Raw genomic sequence first — 14,801 nt, forward strand, 5'->3', positions numbered from 1 at the left:
AATGTCGAGAGGTGGCAGTGGTGCCAGCAGGCGGCATTGACGGCGAGGCAGGTGAGTTCTAGAAGGGCAGCGACAGTTCCGTGGTGATTTGGCCGGTCGGCTTGCAGCCACGTTAAACAATTCGCTAAAGGGCCGTTTGCGCGACGTAACCGGCTTTGCGAAGGCATTGCCGGTTTTTTATTGTCCGCGGCCGGCCGGACGAACGCATCGGCGGCGCGGACATCGGTAGCGATTTCCGCAAAGGCGAGGGTGCAGCAAGAGAGACGAGATGGCCGCTCAGCGCGCTGGCAGAACCAACAACGAGGCAGACCAACCGTCGAGCCCGGTCGTGCGCTTCGGCGCCGACAAGCCGCTCAAGCTCGACGCCGGCACGCTGCTGTCGCCGTTCCAGATCGCCTACCAGACCTACGGCACGCTGAATGACGCCCGTTCCAACGCCATTCTCGTCTGCCACGCATTGACCGGCGACCAGCATGTGGCCAGCACCAATCCAGTGACCGGCAAGCCGGGTTGGTGGGAAGTGCTGATCGGCCCCGGCAAGATCATCGACACCAACCGTTTCTTCGTCATCTGCTCAAACGTCATCGGCGGCTGCCTCGGTTCCACCGGCCCGGCATCCACCAATCCCGCCACCGGCAAGCCTTATGGGCTCGACCTTCCGGTCATCACCATCCGCGACATGGTGCGTGCCCAGCAGATGCTGATCGATCATTTCGGCATCGAAAAACTGTTTTGCGTGCTCGGCGGGTCGATGGGCGGCATGCAGGTGCTGCAATGGGCGTCGAGCTATCCGGAGCGTGTTTTCTCGGCGCTGCCGATCGCCACCGGCGCGCGGCATTCCTCGCAGAACATCGCTTTCCACGAGGTCGGCCGGCAGGCCGTGATGGCCGACCCCGAATGGCATGGCGGCAAGTATTTCGACCACGGCAAACGCCCGGAAAAGGGGCTCGCCGTGGCGCGCATGGCCGCCCACATCACCTACCTGTCGGAAGCAGCCTTGCACCGGAAGTTCGGCCGCAACCTGCAGGATCGCGAAGCGCTGACCTTCGGCTTCGACGCCGATTTCCAGATCGAGAGCTATCTGCGTCACCAGGGCATGACTTTCGTCGACCGCTTCGACGCCAATTCCTATCTCTATATGACGCGGTCCATGGACTATTTCGACCTCGCCGCCGACCACGGCGGCAGGCTGGCCGATGCTTTTGCCGGCACCAAGACACGCTTCTGCCTGGTTTCGTTCACCTCGGATTGGCTGTTTCCGACCGAGGAGAGCCGCTCGATCGTCCATGCGCTGAATGCCGCCGGCGCGTCGGTGTCCTTCGTCGAGATCGAGACCGATCGCGGGCACGACGCCTTCCTGCTTGACGAGCCGGAACTGTTCGCCGCCATCAATGGCTTCATCGGCTCGGCCGCGCGAGCGAGAGGGCTCGGCGCATGACCCCGCAAAATTGCAGACCTGTCCATCAAGGGTCACGCACCACGACAAGGGGCAAGCCATGAGCGTCAACCGCGCCCAGCGCGTCGATCTCGAGGTGATCGCCGGTCTGATCCCGCCGCAATCGCGGGTGCTGGACGTCGGCTCCGGCGACGGCTCGCTGCTCGAGCTTTTGCAGGAAACCAAGCAGATCGACGGCCGCGGACTGGAGCTGTCGCAGCGCGGTGTCAACGAATGCGTGGCGCGCGGCCTTTCCGTCGTTCAGGGCGACGCCGACAAGGATCTCGAATTCTATCCCGACAAGGGTTTTGATTTCGTTGTCCTGTCGCAGACCTTGCAGGCGACCCGCAACCCGAAGCTCGTTCTCGACGAACTGCTCAGGATCGGCGAACACGCCATCGTTTCCTTCCCCAATTTCGGCCACTGGCGGGTGCGCCTGTCGCTGTTCGTCAAGGGCCGCATGCCGGTGACCAAGGACCTGCCCTATTCCTGGTACGACACGCCGAACATCCACTTCTGCACCATCCGCGACTTCGTCAATCTGTGCGAGGAGCTTGGCGCGACCGTGGAAAGGGCGACCGCGCTCGACGCCAACGGCCAGAAGATCGGCCTGTCGATGCCATGGTGGTTCTGGAACTTCTTCGGCCAGCAGGCAGTGTTCTTGTTGAAGCGATAAGGGCCATCCCGGAGGTGGCTATGACACCCCCTTTTCGGGCGAAGTCGAGCTACAGGCTGATCTCTGCGACGAAGGTCATCAGCAGGTTGGAACGCATAGCCCGGCGAAGGCTCAGCGATCGAGCTCCGGGAAATACGGATCCGACAAGAACCGTCTGTCGCGTTCGCCTTGCAGGCAGTCGATCGGAGCCTCGGCTTCGGCGGGAATGATCCTGGTCTCGTTCTGAACGCCGCTCACTTCGAGAATCAGCTTGCGCCGGATTGCCGTCGAAAATTCGGCGGCTGTATAAATCGGCAGCACGAAGGAGCCCGGCCCGCCGGTGACGCACTGGGCGTAATACCGGTCGAGGTGGCTGAAGGTGGGCGATGGATTGATCAGGATCGGCAGGCCGTTGATGACGATGCCTCTGGCGTTTGCCGCATCCCGCGTGGCGGTGACGGGCGGCCCGATATTGTTCGGTCCGTCACCGGAAATATCGATGACGCTGCGTTCGCTTTCGTAAGCGGTGCGGTCGAAGAGCCCCGCGCCGAAGGCGAGCGCGCCGGAGATCGACGTGCCGCGGAAGCTGCGGAACGGACGGGCCGCTATCTTGTCGGCAAAGGCGTTGGCGCTCTCGGCGCCGTCGATGACCTGCCAGCCGATGAGCGCGTCGTCGCGCACGGTGCCGGCCCATTCGAAATAGGTGAGCGCGATGCGACCGGCGTTCCCGGCGCGGACCGCCTTGATGAAGTCGGGATGACGCAGCGCCTCCACATAGCCGGCGCGCTGCAGGGCGAACTCCTTCTCGTCCATCGACAATGAGATATCGACCGCCAGCACCAGTTGGACACCAACGGCCAGACTATCCGGCGCAGGCGCAGTCACGGCGGCCTCGGTGCAGGCCAGGCAGGCAAGCAGGCTGAGAGCATCAAGCATGGCCGGCTCAAGCTATGTTTCCGGTGCGATCTTCCCTCGCGATCACGGCGAAATAAAGCTGCCGCGTGGCGTGGCGCGGGCTGGTCCGAATAGATGCCGGAAGTGCTATTTCTTGCGGCGAGGAGCGGCCGGCGGCGGCTCGATTGCGCCTGCCCTTATGCGCGCGGGCTTCAGAGCCGGCACGCCGGACGCCTTCACGATGGTCAGTGCGCGCGGGAAGAATTGATTGTTGTGCTGGCCGCGGCCTATATTGAGGATCGTCGCCCCGCCCAGCCGCTTCTCCAGCATCGACAACACCCGCCGCAGTGTCGGTCCGTCGAAGGCATCGAGAGCCTCATCGATGATCACCCATTTTGGTTGGCGCAGCACGAGGCGGGCAAAGGCCAGCAGGCGCAGTTCGTCGTCGGCCAGTTCATGCTCCCAGCGCGCGCTGCGGCCGAGCGACGACGACAGGTGTTCCAGGCCGATCTCGGCCAGCACGGCTGAGATATCGGCATCGCTTGCCGGCGCAACCCCGTCCACGTGGTCGAGCACTTCGCGCAACGTGGCGGTCGCGAAGTAGGGCGTGCGCGGCACGAAGATAGGCACCTCCCCCGCCGGCATGCCGATGCGCCCGCTCCCCCACGGCCACAGGCCGGCAATGGCGCGAAAGAACAGCGTCTTGCCCGCGCCAGGCTCGCCGGTGAGCATGACGCGTTCGCCGGCGTGGATCTCGACATGCTGGTCGGCGAGCCTCGTGCAGCCCTCCGGCGAGGCCACTTCGAGTTTCTCGAAGGTCAGCTTGCCGTTTGCATTCTCGCCGAATTCGATGCGCCTTTCCTGGTCGTGCAGCACATCGGTCTCATCCAGCGCAATGCGGAAATCGGCGACGCGCATCAGCGTCGCGCGCCAATCGGCGATGCTGCCGATATTGTTGATGAACCAACGCAATGAAGAATGGACCTGATTGAAGGCGCCGACCGCCATCATCAGTCCGCCGAAGCTGATATCGCCCGCGAAATAGACCGGCGAAGCGACCAGGATGGGAGCCACCACGGTGATCCAGCCATAGGTGTCCGTCACCCAGGCGAGATTGATCTGGGCGTTATAGATGCGTCGCATGGCGCCGAGCACGGTGCCCAGGTCGGTTTCCAGCCGCCGCCTGGCATCGGGCTCGCTTCGGGCGAGCGCGATGGCATCGATGTTCTCGTTGACGCGCACCATCGAGGAACGCAGCTCCGCCTCGCGTGTGTAGCGGTCGCTGTTGAGGTGGATCAGTGGCCGTCCGACCAGCCAGCTCAGCCAGGAAGCCGTTCCGGCATAGAGGATGGCCGCCCACACCATGTAGCCCGGTATGGCGAGCGATGTCCCGCCGACATGGAAGACGAAGCCCGAGGACAGCTCCCATAACACGCCGACGAAGGAGGCGAGCAGGATTAGGGATTGCAGCAGGCCAACGCCAAGATCCGTCGACAGGTCGGAAAGATGGCTCGCGTCCTGCTGCATGCGCTGGTCGGGATTGACCCCGATGGCGCCTGCATGCGCCAGGCGAAAAGCGCGCGCCGGCCGCATCCATCCATCGATCAGATCGAGCGTCAGCGCCTCGCGCAGCTTCAGCCGGATCGTCTGATTGAGCCAGGTCTGGCCGACATTGAGCACAAGAAGCCCACCGGCAATCGCGGCAAAAATGGCGAGCTGGTGCAGGAAGGCCTGCATGTCGCGGCGTGCAAGCGCATCGTAGAAAGGCTGGTTCCAGCGGTTGAGCAGAACCTGGCCGATCGAGGTCGCGACAATGACGGCAACCATTCCGATGGAGGCCCAGCGTAGCCCTTTGCGGACCGGCGACCCGGCAAGCGCCAGCTTGATGGTTGCCACCTGATCACGCAGGCTCGAAGCTTCGACCGCAGCGATAGGCCGGGCAGAGGCATCATTGTCCGGATAATCGGCCATGAGCTGAAGTCCTTGCGTTCAAAAGCGGTGCTGAAAACCGGATGAAGTGTAGTGACGCCACCGGTCACTCAGCCAGGCTGCGAGCCCGTCAGCGACAGATAGGTCGCGAAATGCCGTCCGGCGCAAGTTTCTGGCACGATCACGAAGGTGTCATTCGCGGACCCGGCGATGTCGTGGCCCCGGTCTCTATTCGCCGGCCGAGCCGCGTTGCTGCATGCGGCGAAAGCACCGGCACGAAAACCCGTCGGGAAGCGCGCTGGGCGGCCGGCACGCCCTGATAGAGCCGCTTCTGCGCCTCGACCACGATGACGCCGGAAAAGATCGGCCACAGCCGCCGGCCGGCGCGCTCCACCATATTGTGGAAGCGCATCATGAAACGCCGCCGCGATGGCGGAAAGAACAGGGCGTCGGACCAGGCGGCGGGCGTGAAATTCGCCTCGCGCAGCAATTCGGTGAGCTGACCGCGCGAGAAGGGCCTGCCATTGCCGAACGGCGTATGTTCGAACCGCGCCCAGACGCCGCGCCGGTTGGGCACGACGATGACCACCCGGCCGGCCGGCGACAGCACGCGCCAGATCTCGTTCAGCGTTTCGCGCGGGTTTTCGACATGCTCGAGCGAATGCACGAGCAGCATGCGGTCGATGCAGGAATCGACCAGCGGCAGTTCCTCGTCGAAAACCAGAGCCGTCGCCGTCGGTCCCGCCGCCGGCCAGACCACGGCGCCCTGCGTCGCCGGCATGAAGGCGAACACCCGCTCGGCGTCGCTGCCGAACCGTTCCAGCCAAGGCAAGGTGTAGCCGAGCCCGACAAGCCGCTCATTGGGCACGGTGGCCCATATCGATGACAAGGCCATGGTGATCGAATGCTCGGCGAAGCGACCGAGCGCTGTCGAATAGAAGGAGCGGAGATCGACGATGTCGGAATGCATGTCAGGGATGTAGCCGCGATATCGGCGGGTTTCAACAAAAGGCCGCGACGTCCCGAGATCCCGGATGTCGAATGACATCCTGACATTAGTCATCTCCGGGATGACATCCGCGCGTCGGCGTCCTATGTCTGCGGCGAAAGATGGAGAGATGCGATGGCGGTCGAAATCGAACAGTTCATGTGCCGCAGCGACAATTTCGGCGTGCTGGTGCATGACCCCAAAAGCGGTCAGACCGCGCTTATCGATGCGCCGGAAGAAGCGGCGATCCTGGCTGCGGTCAAGCGCACCGGCTGGACGCCGACGATGATCCTGACCACGCATCACCATGCCGACCATGTCGAGGCCAATCTGGCGCTGAAGCAGCGCTTCAAGCTGCGCATCGTGGGTCCCGAAGCCGAAAAGGCCAAGATTCCCGGCATTGACGACACTGTCGAGGACGGTTCGATCCTGCATCTCGGCGAGGAGCGCATCGAAGTGATCGCCACCCCCGGCCACACCGCCGGCCACGTCTCCTATCACCTGCCGGCATCGAAAGTGGCGTTCACCGCCGACACGCTGTTCGCGCTCGGCTGCGGGCGGCTGTTCGAATGCAAGCCGCCGGTGATGTATGGATCCCTGAAGAAGCTCGCGGCACTGCCTGCCGCGACCGTGATCTATTGCGGGCACGAATACACGCTCGCCAACGCCCGTTTCGCGCTGAGCGTCGACCGGACCAATTCGGCATTGAAGGAACGCGCGGCAAAAATTGAAGCGCTGCGCGCCGATAACAAGCCGACGCTGCCGACCACGATCGGCGAGGAATTGTCGACCAACCCTTTCCTGCGCTGGCACGATCCGGCAATCCGCAGGCATCTCGGCATGGAGAAGGCGTCGGATGTCGAGGTTTTTGCCGAGATCCGCAAGCGCAAGGATAATTTCTAGGCCAAGCGACACTGGTCGAAACCATGACGAGTTCCGCAGAAATCATCGTCATCCTTGGCATGAAGCCGCATCCGGAAGGCGGCTGGTACACGGAAACCTTTCGCGACGGTGGCGGCGGAGCTCGAGGCCACTCGACGGCGATCTATTTTCTGCTGGAGCAGGGCCAGGTTTCCGCCTGGCATCGCGTCAGGGATGCAGCCGAGGCCTGGCACTTCTACGCCGGCGCGCCGCTGGCGCTGTCGATATGGGAAGAAGGCGGCCCAAAGGCTAACCGGGTGATCGAGCAGGTGCTCGGCATCGAGCTTGCGGCCGGCGAGCGGCCGCAAATCGTCGTGCCGGCGGGCTGGTGGCAATCGGCGCGCAGCCTGGGCGAGTGGACCCTGGTCGGCTGCACCGTGGCGCCGGGCTTCGACTTTGCGGCGTTTGAACTGGCGGAGCCTGGTTGGCGGCCTAAACAGCTCTGACGCAGCCGGAAACCCTTAGCGCAGCAGGAAACCAAGCGTGATCACGAGCTGCGCGGCGTAGTAAAGCACCCAGACCGCCAAACGCATCCAGGCGCGATGTGGCGAAATGGCGGCCGCCAGGAAGCGTTCCGTGGCCAGCAGCGCGTCGGACGCCATGAACAGCACGGCACCGCCGATAACAGCGGCACTGCTCGTCGTCAGCGCCGAAATGCCCATGGCGAGGATGGCCGCGACATAGCCCGCGATCGGCGCTCGCAGGGCCGGGCCGACGCGGCGCCACAGCGCCGCCAGCATGAGAATAACGAATACCGCCATCGCAAGTGCGATTGCCGCGCGCCAAGGTTCGGCCCCCAGCACTCCCATCCCCCCGCCGCTGCGCAGGAACAGCACGACGTAGACGATATGCGCGGCGAGAAAGCTGCCCAGCCCGCCCAGAAACATCTTTTCGCCATCCCGCGACAGGAAGGCGTCGCCGATGGCGCTCAGCGCAAGAGCGGCGACCAGTAGCAGCGGCCCGCCCTGCATCGCCGCCAGCACGGCAAGCATGGCCACGGCGAGCGTTTTTGCCGCCGAACGGGCGAGCGTCGGCGCCATGCCTGATGTGAAGGCGTAGACAACCGCCGCCACCAGCGAAAAGATCAGCGTCGCATTGGCGTTGGCGTCGATGCCGCCTGGAAACGGCATCGTCACGCCCGGGCTCCGCCTTCGGATGCCCCGGCTCCGTTTTCGGATGCCCCGGCTCCGCTTTCGGAAGCAGCGGGCTTGCGCAGGAACAGCGACTTTGCCGCAAGTGCGGCCCCCCCGGTGATGAGCACGCAGGCCGCGACAATGCGCAGCGACGGCTCGGCGACGCCGGCCGCGATCAACACCAGCGTCGACAGGAGCGGCGCGGCATAGCTTGCCGCGCCCAGCACCTGGATGTTGCCGCGCTTGACGCCGACATCCCAGGCATAGAAGGCTGCCCCCACTGGCATCAGGCCGAGCCCGAGCACGGCAAGCCATTGCCCGGCACTCGCGGGCAGCACCGTCTCTTCCAGCGCCAGATGGCAGGCAAGCGACAACAGCGCGGTCGCCGCGCAGAACCAAGTGACGATGCTGGTCGGCACCGAGGGGAAACGCCGCGACAGGAGCGAATAGGACGACCACAGCACGGCGCAGACGGCAGCCATGGCGTAGCCGAAGGCATAGCGCGCGTCGAAGGCGAGGCCGCCGCCCTTGGTGACGATGAGCACGGTGCCGGCAAGGCCGAGCAGCGCGCCCACGATATGGTTCCAGGCCAACCGCTCGCCCGGCATCAGCGCCGAGCCGAGCACGATCAGCAGCGGCCACAGATAGGCGATCAGGCTGGCCTCCACCGCCGGCGCGTTGCGCAGCGCTGTGAAGTAGAAGAAGTGGTAGCCGAAAAGGCCGGCAATGCCGATCACCCAGACCTGGCGCGGTATCTTCTGGCTTCTATCCGCGGCCGGCATGAAAAGGCGCGCGACAAGCCCGACCCCGGTGCCGATCGAGAAGGTGATGGCCGACAAGAGGAACGGCGGCACCTTGCCGGATGCGTCCGTAAGCAACGCCAGCAGTGCCCACATGGCGACGGCCGAAAAGCCGATCAGTGTCGCGCGCCCCATTCTGTCTCCAGCGGCGCGCGTGGCGCCTTATTGTATTGCTTCGAAACGCCTGGCGCTGATGGTCAAGGTGCCGATCTGCGTCCCGACCGTCGCGCGGATCGGCGCATATACCCCGGTTTGGCCGAGCGGCGCAAATGTCACCATTATGCGGCTTTTGTTCTTGAGGTAGTTGAGCGCCTTGCGGCCCTTGCGGTAGCCCGCCACCGGCTCGAAACCCATCCGGCATGTGACCGTGTCGCCCTTGTAGCCGGGCACCGAGATCGACCCTTTTGAAGCGTAGCTCAGCGTCAGGTTGGCGCGCATCTCGCCGTCATACAGCCTCACGGTGCGGCCGCAGACCTTGTCGAGGCTGCCGGCATGGATGACGGTTGCCGCCATCGGATCGAGCACCGATGCCAGGTCGCCGGCGCCAAGCGGCACCCAACTGTCGGGATCGCGCTTTTCCGGCGCGGGAACGACCGTCGTCGAGATGACGTTGCCATTGGCAAAACGAATGTCGATGGCGGAGGCTTTCTTGCCGGAAGTGTAGTCCGCGCGGAACGCCTGCGGCACCATCTTCTGGCCCGAAATCGTACCCTTGGACGAGATCGTGCCGCGCGTGTCATCGAACAGCTTGGCGAGACCAGCCGCGGAAACGCTGCCGTCGATCGAGTAGACGCCGTTCTCATAATGGCTTGAAAAGCTTGATTTCGCGATAGAAAGGCCGAGAAACGACACTGTGTATTCGCCCCTGAAGGACTGCGGCGAGGCGGCCGTCGCGGCCGACGGCAAGGCGACGGCCAGCGCGGCGGCAAGGGCATGGGGCAAGCGAAGCATGGCGCGATCGGATCCTTGATTTCAACCGGAGGCGGACAACTCCGGTCTGGCATGTCCCTATGGAACCGCTTATACGACGAATTCCGGCCTTAGTATGAAATGCCGCTGGGCCCAGGCTGGAGCTTGACGCATGGGCGAAATGCAACTATGGAACGCCAACTTTTTCCATAAGGCCGCTTGACCAGAACCGCGCGCCACCCGGCGTGGGCACGAAGGTTTGGCAGGTCCCCGAGAGAACTGAAGGTTAGAACCATGTCCCGCACCTGCGAACTCACTGCCAAGGCAGTCCAGACCGGCAACAATGTGAGCCACGCCAACAACAAGACCAAGCGTCGCTTCCTGCCGAACCTCGTCAATGTGACGCTGATTTCGGAAGCGCTGAACCAGAATGTGCGCCTGCGCATTTCCGCCAACGCGCTGCGTTCGGTCGAGCATCGCGGCGGTCTGGACGCCTTCCTGGCCAAGGCTGACGTCAAGGAGCTGTCGCAGCGCGCGCGCCTCTTGAAGAAGCAGATCGCCAAGAAGCTCGCCGAGCAGGCTGCGGCGTAATACCGTTTCAAGGCGGGGGACAACCGCCCTGGCCAACCTCTTGTTGGCCTTGGACATCGGGTCGCCGTCCGCAAGGCGGTTTCGGAAATCCGATGCTCGAACAAAGCGAGCGCGATCCGGTTTCGGCATGACGCTCCGCTGGTTCCATTACCCAGGATAAAAAAATGACTTCCTTCTCGCGATACCTGCCCTTCGTGGCCGCCATGGCGCTTGTCGTCGTGGCATCGAATATCCTCGTGCAGTTCCCGATGCAGGGTCGGATTGGCGGCTTGTCGCTGGCCGACCTGCTCACCTGGGGCGCCTTCACCTACCCGTTCTCCTTTCTAGTCACCGACCTTGCCAATCGCCGCTACGGGCCTGCCGTGGCGCGCCGGATCGTCTTTGTCGGCTTCATGACGGCGGTGGTCTGCTCGATCCTCGTGCCGCCCTTCCTGTTCCGCCATGGTTTCATCGAATTCGAGACCGCCGCCGACCGGCTGGTGCGCATCGCGGCGGCGTCCGGCGCGGCCTTCCTCACCGCGCAATTGCTCGACGTGACCGTGTTCAACCGTCTGCGCCGACAGAGCTGGTGGCGGGCGCCGATCGTCGGCACGCTGGTCGGCTCGGTGTTCGACACCGTCGTGTTCTTCAGCGTCGCTTTCTCCGCGGCTTTCGCCTTCGCTGGCCCAAGCGACAGTTTTGCGCTGGAAACGGCGCCGCTGATGGGCGTGCTGCCGGTCGAGGCCATGCGTTGGGTCTCCTGGGCGCTTGGCGACCTCAGCGTGAAGCTGATCATCGCCGTCGTGGCACTGATCCCCTATCGGCTGCTCGCCGCCCGCTGGAGCCAGCCGGCTGTTGCTGCGGTCTAGGCCGTGATTCCCTGGATCCAGCTGGACTCCGCGAAAACCCCGGATGGCGCGCAGGAGCTTCGGCTCAAGCGGCGCGGTTCCGAATTCTCGATCATGCTGGGACCAACGAGTTGATGAACAGCCGCCTCAGCGGCTCGGAAGAAGCGTTGGCCAGGCTCTCCTGTCAGAGGATCGCCGGCCGCAGACAGCCGAGAATGCTGATCGGCGGCCTTGGCATGGGTTTTACGCTGCGCGCCGCTCTCGCCGAGTTGGGCGAGAATGCCGAAATCACTGTCGCGGAGTTGGTGCCGGCGGTCGTCGCGTGGGCACGAGGGCCGATGGCCGAGCTGTTTGGTGGCTGTCTCGACGATCCGCGCGTCATCGTCCGGGAGGCCGATGTCGGGCAGTTTATAAGATCCCGGCCCGCGGTCTGGGACGCCATCCTGCTCGATGTCGACAACGGCCCGGACGGCATCGTTCACAAATCCAACGACGCGCTGTACAGCCTGCAGGGCCTGGCGGCAGCGCGCACCGCACTGAAGCCCGGCGGCGTGCTTGCCGTGTGGTCGCAAGGGCCGGACAGCGGCTTCACCCGGCGGCTGAAGCAGGCAGGTTTCGCGGTCGAGGAGGTGAGCACGCGCGCCAACGGCAAGCGCGGCGCGCGTCATGTCATCTGGATCGCCACCAACGGCTCGCGACCCTGAGCGGACGCCGTCATTTGATGAATAGCCGACCAAATCGAAGCCGGCGTTGAATACCTTCAACTTCAGCTTCGCAGCTGGAGCGCCAAATCAGTCCTGGTGCAAAATGAATTCCAGGTAGAGATTGCGCTGCAGGATCGAGTGGTTGTCGTCGGAGATCAGCGACACCATCAGCGCGCCGTCTTCGCGCTTCCAGACGTCGAGCCCTTCCATATTGTCGATCTGGTAACCCATATCGGCTTCCAGCAGCACCGGACCGTCGGCGACCGCGCCCTTCTCGACGGTCTCGCCATCAATGCGCCGCAGCCGCATCTTGAGGCCTCCTGCCATCGTGAAACTGCGCTCCAGCAGCAGAAGGTCGCCATCCGGCAGGAAAGCCCCATCGGTGATATCGAAATCGCCGTTGCGCTTGACGGTGAAGACGCCCTTGTGCGGACCTTCGATGATGGCGGCATAGATGTTGCCGGCCTTGTCCAAGCTCTTTTCCGACACCACGACCAGGCCACCTTGGTGGCGGCCATTGGCATTGGCGTGGGTGACGGTCTCGAAGCCTCGGTTCCGGCGCAGCTCCCATGCCGGAACCAGGAAATCCATCTGCCTGAACGGCGCCTTCATATCGTAGGGGCCAATTTTGAACTGGGCGACGCGATGGTTGCGCTCGAAACCCACGGTGGCAATGCCGTCCTTGACGGAAAGCCCCTCGGCATCGACTTCCGATTTCTCGTCGATCGGCTGGCCCGATGCATCGACCATCTGTTCCATGCGGAAGTCCCCGATGCCTGACGGGCGCTTGTCCGCATCATGGGTCACGGTGCCGAAGAACCAGAATCCGGTATCGGCGACGCCGACGAAGTCGCGACCGCCTTTCAGGAAACGGAAGGCCGACAGCGCGCCGAAATCGCGCGACGGCGACGTCATCTCCAGCCCGCCGACGAATTCGAGCGGACCGAATTGCTTGTCGGCACGGCCTATACGGAATTCGGTGATCGGGCGGGCCGAGACCTCGACCGGTTCAACCGAGGTCGCGCCGGCCGAACTGGATGGCACCGGGGCTGCACCGGCAAACAGGGCGATGGCGGCGAAAAGTGCTTGTCGAAATCCGCCGTGCGAAAAGATCATCCGGCGCGCCGCATGCCGCCGCGCCGCGTATCGCGTGCGCTTTCCTCGGCGAACAGCGAAGCCAATTGCTCGGTCATGGCGCCGGCCAGTTCCTCGGCATCGACAATGGTGACGGCGCGCCGGTAATAGCGGGTGACGTCATGGCCGATGCCGATGGCAAGCAGCTCGACCGGCGAGCGCGTCTCGATCAGTTCGATGACGGCGCGCAGATGGCGCTCGAGATAATTGCCCGGATTGACCGACAGCGTCGAATCGTCGACCGGCGCGCCGTCGGAGATCATCATCAGGATCTTGCGCTGCTCTGGCCGGGCGATCAGCCGGTTATGCGCCCACAGCAGCGCCTCGCCATCGATGTTTTCCTTGAGCAGGCCTTCGCGCATCATCAGGCCGAGATTGCGCCGTGCCCGCCGCCAGGGATGGTCGGCCGACTTGTAGATGATGTGGCGCAGGTCGTTCAGCCGGCCCGGATTCGGCGGCTTGCCGTCCTTCAGCCACTTCTCGCGGGCCTGCCCGCCTTTCCAGGCGCGCGTGGTGAAGCCCAGAATCTCGACCGAAACGCCGCAGCGTTCCAGCGTGCGCGCCAGAATGTCGGCGCAGGTGGCGGCCACTGTGATCGGCCGGCCGCGCATGGAACCCGAATTGTCGAGCACCAGCGTCACCACCGTGTCGCGGAATTTGGTGTCGCGCTCCTGCTTGAAAGACAGCGGCTGCATCGGATCGATGACGACGCGCACCAACCGTGCCGGATCGAGATAGCCCTCCTCCAGGTCGAAATCCCACGACCGGTTCTGCTGCGCCATCAGGCGGCGCTGCAAACGGTTGGCCAGCCGGCCGACGACGCCGGACAGGTTGGCGAGTTGCTTGTCGAGAAAGGCGCGCAGCCGGTCAAGCTCTTCTTCCTCGCAAAGCTCCTCCGCCCCCACCGTCTCGTCGAAAGCTGACGTGAAGACCTTGTAATCGATCTCCTTCGGAAGGTTGGTGAAAGGGTTGTCGTTGCGGCGCGCCTCACCGGGCGTCTCGGCATCGGCATCGTCGTCGTCGGACAAATCGTCGGCAGTGGCGTCGGAGGCTTCGGTCTCGGCCGACTGCTCGTCGTCAGAGGAAGCCTCGGCATCCTCGGACTGCGACTGTTCGGAGCCGGAATCGTCCTCGCCGCCTTCCTCGCTCTGTTCCTCGCCTTGCGGCTGGTTATCGTCATTGTCCTCCGAGTCTTCGGTCTCCTGCTCGTCGCCGAGTTCCTCGGCCATTTCCATGGAGGCGAGCATTTCACGCACGACGCGGGCGAAGGCCTGCTGGTCGTCGAGCTTGGACGACAGCCCGTCGAGGTCGGCGCTGGCCTTTTCCTCGACCCAGGGGCGCCAGAGCTCGACCAGCCGCTCGCCGCTCTTGGGAATCGGCCGGCCGGTCAGCTTCTCGCGCACCATCAGCGCCAGCGCCTCCTCGATCGGGGCGTCGGCCTTATCCTTGACGTCGACGAGATTGGCCTTGGCGTATTTGTCCTCCAGCATCGAGCCTATATTGTCGGCGACCCCTTGCATGGCGCGGCTGCCGATCGCCTCGACGCGCGCCTGTTCGACCGCGTCGTAGATGGCGCGGGCCGCCTTGCCTTCCGGCGCCAGTCTGCTGTGGATGCGCACGTCATGGCAGGCGCGCTTGAGCGCCATGGAATCGCCGAGGCCGCGGGTGATGGCTATGTCGGCCTTGGACGCTTTCTTGGGCAATTCCGGCAGCCGGGCGCGGCTGCCGGCGAGCGCCGGGCGGTCCTTGGCGAAGCCGACTTCCAGCTCCTTGTCGCCGGCGATGGCGCGCATGCAGACGGTGACGGCGCGCTTGAAGCTGTCGGCTTCAGAGCCCGTCTTCGACTTGTTGCGCGTATTGTCGCCCGGACCCGCCATCGAG

General features: G+C 64.2%; 14 protein-coding genes, 1 pseudogene and 1 riboswitch. Of the genes and pseudogenes, 7 read left to right on the forward strand and 8 right to left on the reverse strand.

The genetic code is table 11. The features are described from left to right. Window positions 1-70: 70 nt before the first annotated feature. Window positions 71-148: riboswitch (SAM riboswitch) on the forward strand. 120 nt (window positions 149-268) lie between these two features. Next, entirely contained in the window at window positions 269-1,438 is a 1,170-nt protein-coding gene (locus FJ940_RS25495) for a homoserine O-acetyltransferase (RefSeq protein ID WP_140513895.1), read from the forward strand. 58 nt (window positions 1,439-1,496) lie between these two features. Next, window positions 1,497-2,111, forward strand: coding sequence for a methionine biosynthesis protein MetW (metW, locus tag FJ940_RS25500; RefSeq protein WP_140500775.1), 615 nt, complete (start codon window positions 1,497-1,499; stop codon window positions 2,109-2,111). Window positions 2,112-2,222: 111 nt separating this feature from the next. Here metW and FJ940_RS25505 read toward each other — a convergent pair whose 3' ends face one another. From FJ940_RS25505 to FJ940_RS25515, 3 genes are all read right to left on the reverse strand, one after another. Next, on the reverse strand, window positions 2,223-3,026 hold the full coding sequence (locus FJ940_RS25505; RefSeq protein ID WP_140658275.1) for a DUF1194 domain-containing protein: 804 nt from the start codon (window positions 3,024-3,026) through the stop codon (window positions 2,223-2,225). Window positions 3,027-3,131: 105 nt separating this feature from the next. Beyond that, complete coding sequence (locus tag FJ940_RS25510; RefSeq protein ID WP_140658277.1) at window positions 3,132-4,955, reverse strand: ABC transporter ATP-binding protein/permease; 1,824 nt, start codon at window positions 4,953-4,955, stop codon at window positions 3,132-3,134. A 139-nt stretch (window positions 4,956-5,094) separates the two neighbouring features. After that, complete coding sequence (locus tag FJ940_RS25515; RefSeq protein WP_140565863.1) at window positions 5,095-5,883, reverse strand: methyltransferase domain-containing protein; 789 nt, start codon at window positions 5,881-5,883, stop codon at window positions 5,095-5,097. 153 nt (window positions 5,884-6,036) lie between these two features. Between FJ940_RS25515 and gloB the strand changes: the two genes are divergently transcribed. Next, the gene (gene gloB / locus FJ940_RS25520) at window positions 6,037-6,804 is read left to right on the forward strand and encodes a hydroxyacylglutathione hydrolase (RefSeq protein WP_140560165.1); all 768 of its coding nucleotides are present in this window, start codon (window positions 6,037-6,039) and stop codon (window positions 6,802-6,804) included. Between the two features lie 23 nt (window positions 6,805-6,827). Continuing rightward, window positions 6,828-7,268 carry a cupin domain-containing protein gene (locus tag FJ940_RS25525; protein ID WP_140500770.1) on the forward strand — a complete coding sequence of 147 codons (441 nt, stop codon included), beginning with the start codon at window positions 6,828-6,830 and terminating at the stop codon, window positions 7,266-7,268. A 15-nt stretch (window positions 7,269-7,283) separates the two neighbouring features. Here the strand turns inward: FJ940_RS25525 and FJ940_RS25530 are convergent, their stop codons facing one another. Genes FJ940_RS25530 through FJ940_RS25540 form a run of 3 tightly spaced genes read right to left on the reverse strand, consistent with a single transcriptional unit; the run spans window position 7,284 to window position 9,706 of the window. Continuing rightward, window positions 7,284-7,958: a lysoplasmalogenase family protein gene (locus FJ940_RS25530; protein ID WP_140500769.1), complete on the reverse strand. Its 675-nt coding sequence runs from the start codon at window positions 7,956-7,958 to the stop codon at window positions 7,284-7,286. Continuing rightward, window positions 7,955-8,890, reverse strand: a complete 936-nt coding sequence (locus FJ940_RS25535; protein ID WP_140500768.1) for an EamA family transporter — start codon at window positions 8,888-8,890, stop codon at window positions 7,955-7,957. Before FJ940_RS25535 ends, FJ940_RS25530 begins: the two co-directional genes overlap by 4 nt. 27 nt (window positions 8,891-8,917) lie before the next feature. Further along, entirely contained in the window at window positions 8,918-9,706 is a 789-nt protein-coding gene (locus FJ940_RS25540; protein ID WP_140525409.1) for a DUF3108 domain-containing protein, read from the reverse strand. A 252-nt stretch (window positions 9,707-9,958) separates the two neighbouring features. Between FJ940_RS25540 and rpmB the strand changes: the two genes are divergently transcribed. The 3 genes and pseudogenes from rpmB (at window position 9,959) to FJ940_RS25555 (ending at window position 11,786) form a co-directional block, all read left to right on the forward strand. Then, entirely contained in the window at window positions 9,959-10,255 is a 297-nt protein-coding gene (gene rpmB, locus FJ940_RS25545; protein ID WP_140500766.1) for a 50S ribosomal protein L28, read from the forward strand. A 164-nt stretch (window positions 10,256-10,419) separates the two neighbouring features. Beyond that, a complete protein-coding gene (locus FJ940_RS25550) occupies window positions 10,420-11,103 on the forward strand; it encodes a queuosine precursor transporter (RefSeq protein ID WP_140565855.1) in 684 nt (227 codons plus the stop codon). Window positions 11,104-11,106: 3 nt separating this feature from the next. Further along, window positions 11,107-11,786 (forward strand): annotated as a pseudogene (locus FJ940_RS25555) (hypothetical protein). Between the two features lie 87 nt (window positions 11,787-11,873). On the opposite strand, the gene FJ940_RS25560 reads toward FJ940_RS25555, so the two are convergent. Next, window positions 11,874-12,902 (reverse strand): esterase-like activity of phytase family protein, encoded by a 1,029-nt coding sequence (locus FJ940_RS25560; protein WP_140513906.1) that lies wholly within the window; start codon window positions 12,900-12,902, stop codon window positions 11,874-11,876. Continuing rightward, window positions 12,899-14,797 carry a cobaltochelatase subunit CobT gene (gene cobT / locus FJ940_RS25565; RefSeq protein WP_140513907.1) on the reverse strand — a complete coding sequence of 633 codons (1,899 nt, stop codon included), beginning with the start codon at window positions 14,795-14,797 and terminating at the stop codon, window positions 12,899-12,901. The genes FJ940_RS25560 and cobT overlap by 4 nt, the downstream gene beginning before the upstream one ends. Between the last annotated feature and the right edge of the window lie 4 nt (window positions 14,798-14,801).

It is taken from the genome of Mesorhizobium sp. B2-3-7 (genome assembly GCF_006442695.1).
GTDB lineage: Bacteria > Pseudomonadota > Alphaproteobacteria > Rhizobiales > Rhizobiaceae > Mesorhizobium.

Bases quoted from the DNA above. Each gene is read 5' to 3' on its own strand.
- FJ940_RS25495 (WP_140513895.1), top strand. From the start codon at position 269: ATGGCCGCTCAGCGCGCTGGCAGAACCAACAACGAGGCAGACCAACCG.
- metW (WP_140500775.1), top strand. From the start codon at position 1,497: ATGAGCGTCAACCGCGCCCAGCGCGTCGATCTCGAGGTGATCGCCGGT.
- FJ940_RS25505 (WP_140658275.1), bottom strand. From the start codon at position 3,026: ATGCTTGATGCTCTCAGCCTGCTTGCCTGCCTGGCCTGCACCGAGGCC.
- FJ940_RS25510 (WP_140658277.1), bottom strand. From the start codon at position 4,955: ATGGCCGATTATCCGGACAATGATGCCTCTGCCCGGCCTATCGCTGCG.
- FJ940_RS25515 (WP_140565863.1), bottom strand. From the start codon at position 5,883: ATGCATTCCGACATCGTCGATCTCCGCTCCTTCTATTCGACAGCGCTC.
- gloB (WP_140560165.1), top strand. From the start codon at position 6,037: ATGGCGGTCGAAATCGAACAGTTCATGTGCCGCAGCGACAATTTCGGC.
- FJ940_RS25525 (WP_140500770.1), top strand. From the start codon at position 6,828: ATGACGAGTTCCGCAGAAATCATCGTCATCCTTGGCATGAAGCCGCAT.
- FJ940_RS25535 (WP_140500768.1), bottom strand. From the start codon at position 8,890: ATGGGGCGCGCGACACTGATCGGCTTTTCGGCCGTCGCCATGTGGGCA.
- FJ940_RS25540 (WP_140525409.1), bottom strand. From the start codon at position 9,706: ATGCTTCGCTTGCCCCATGCCCTTGCCGCCGCGCTGGCCGTCGCCTTG.
- rpmB (WP_140500766.1), top strand. From the start codon at position 9,959: ATGTCCCGCACCTGCGAACTCACTGCCAAGGCAGTCCAGACCGGCAAC.
- FJ940_RS25550 (WP_140565855.1), top strand. From the start codon at position 10,420: ATGACTTCCTTCTCGCGATACCTGCCCTTCGTGGCCGCCATGGCGCTT.
- FJ940_RS25560 (WP_140513906.1), bottom strand. From the start codon at position 12,902: ATGATCTTTTCGCACGGCGGATTTCGACAAGCACTTTTCGCCGCCATC.
- cobT (WP_140513907.1), bottom strand. From the start codon at position 14,797: ATGGCGGGTCCGGGCGACAATACGCGCAACAAGTCGAAGACGGGCTCT.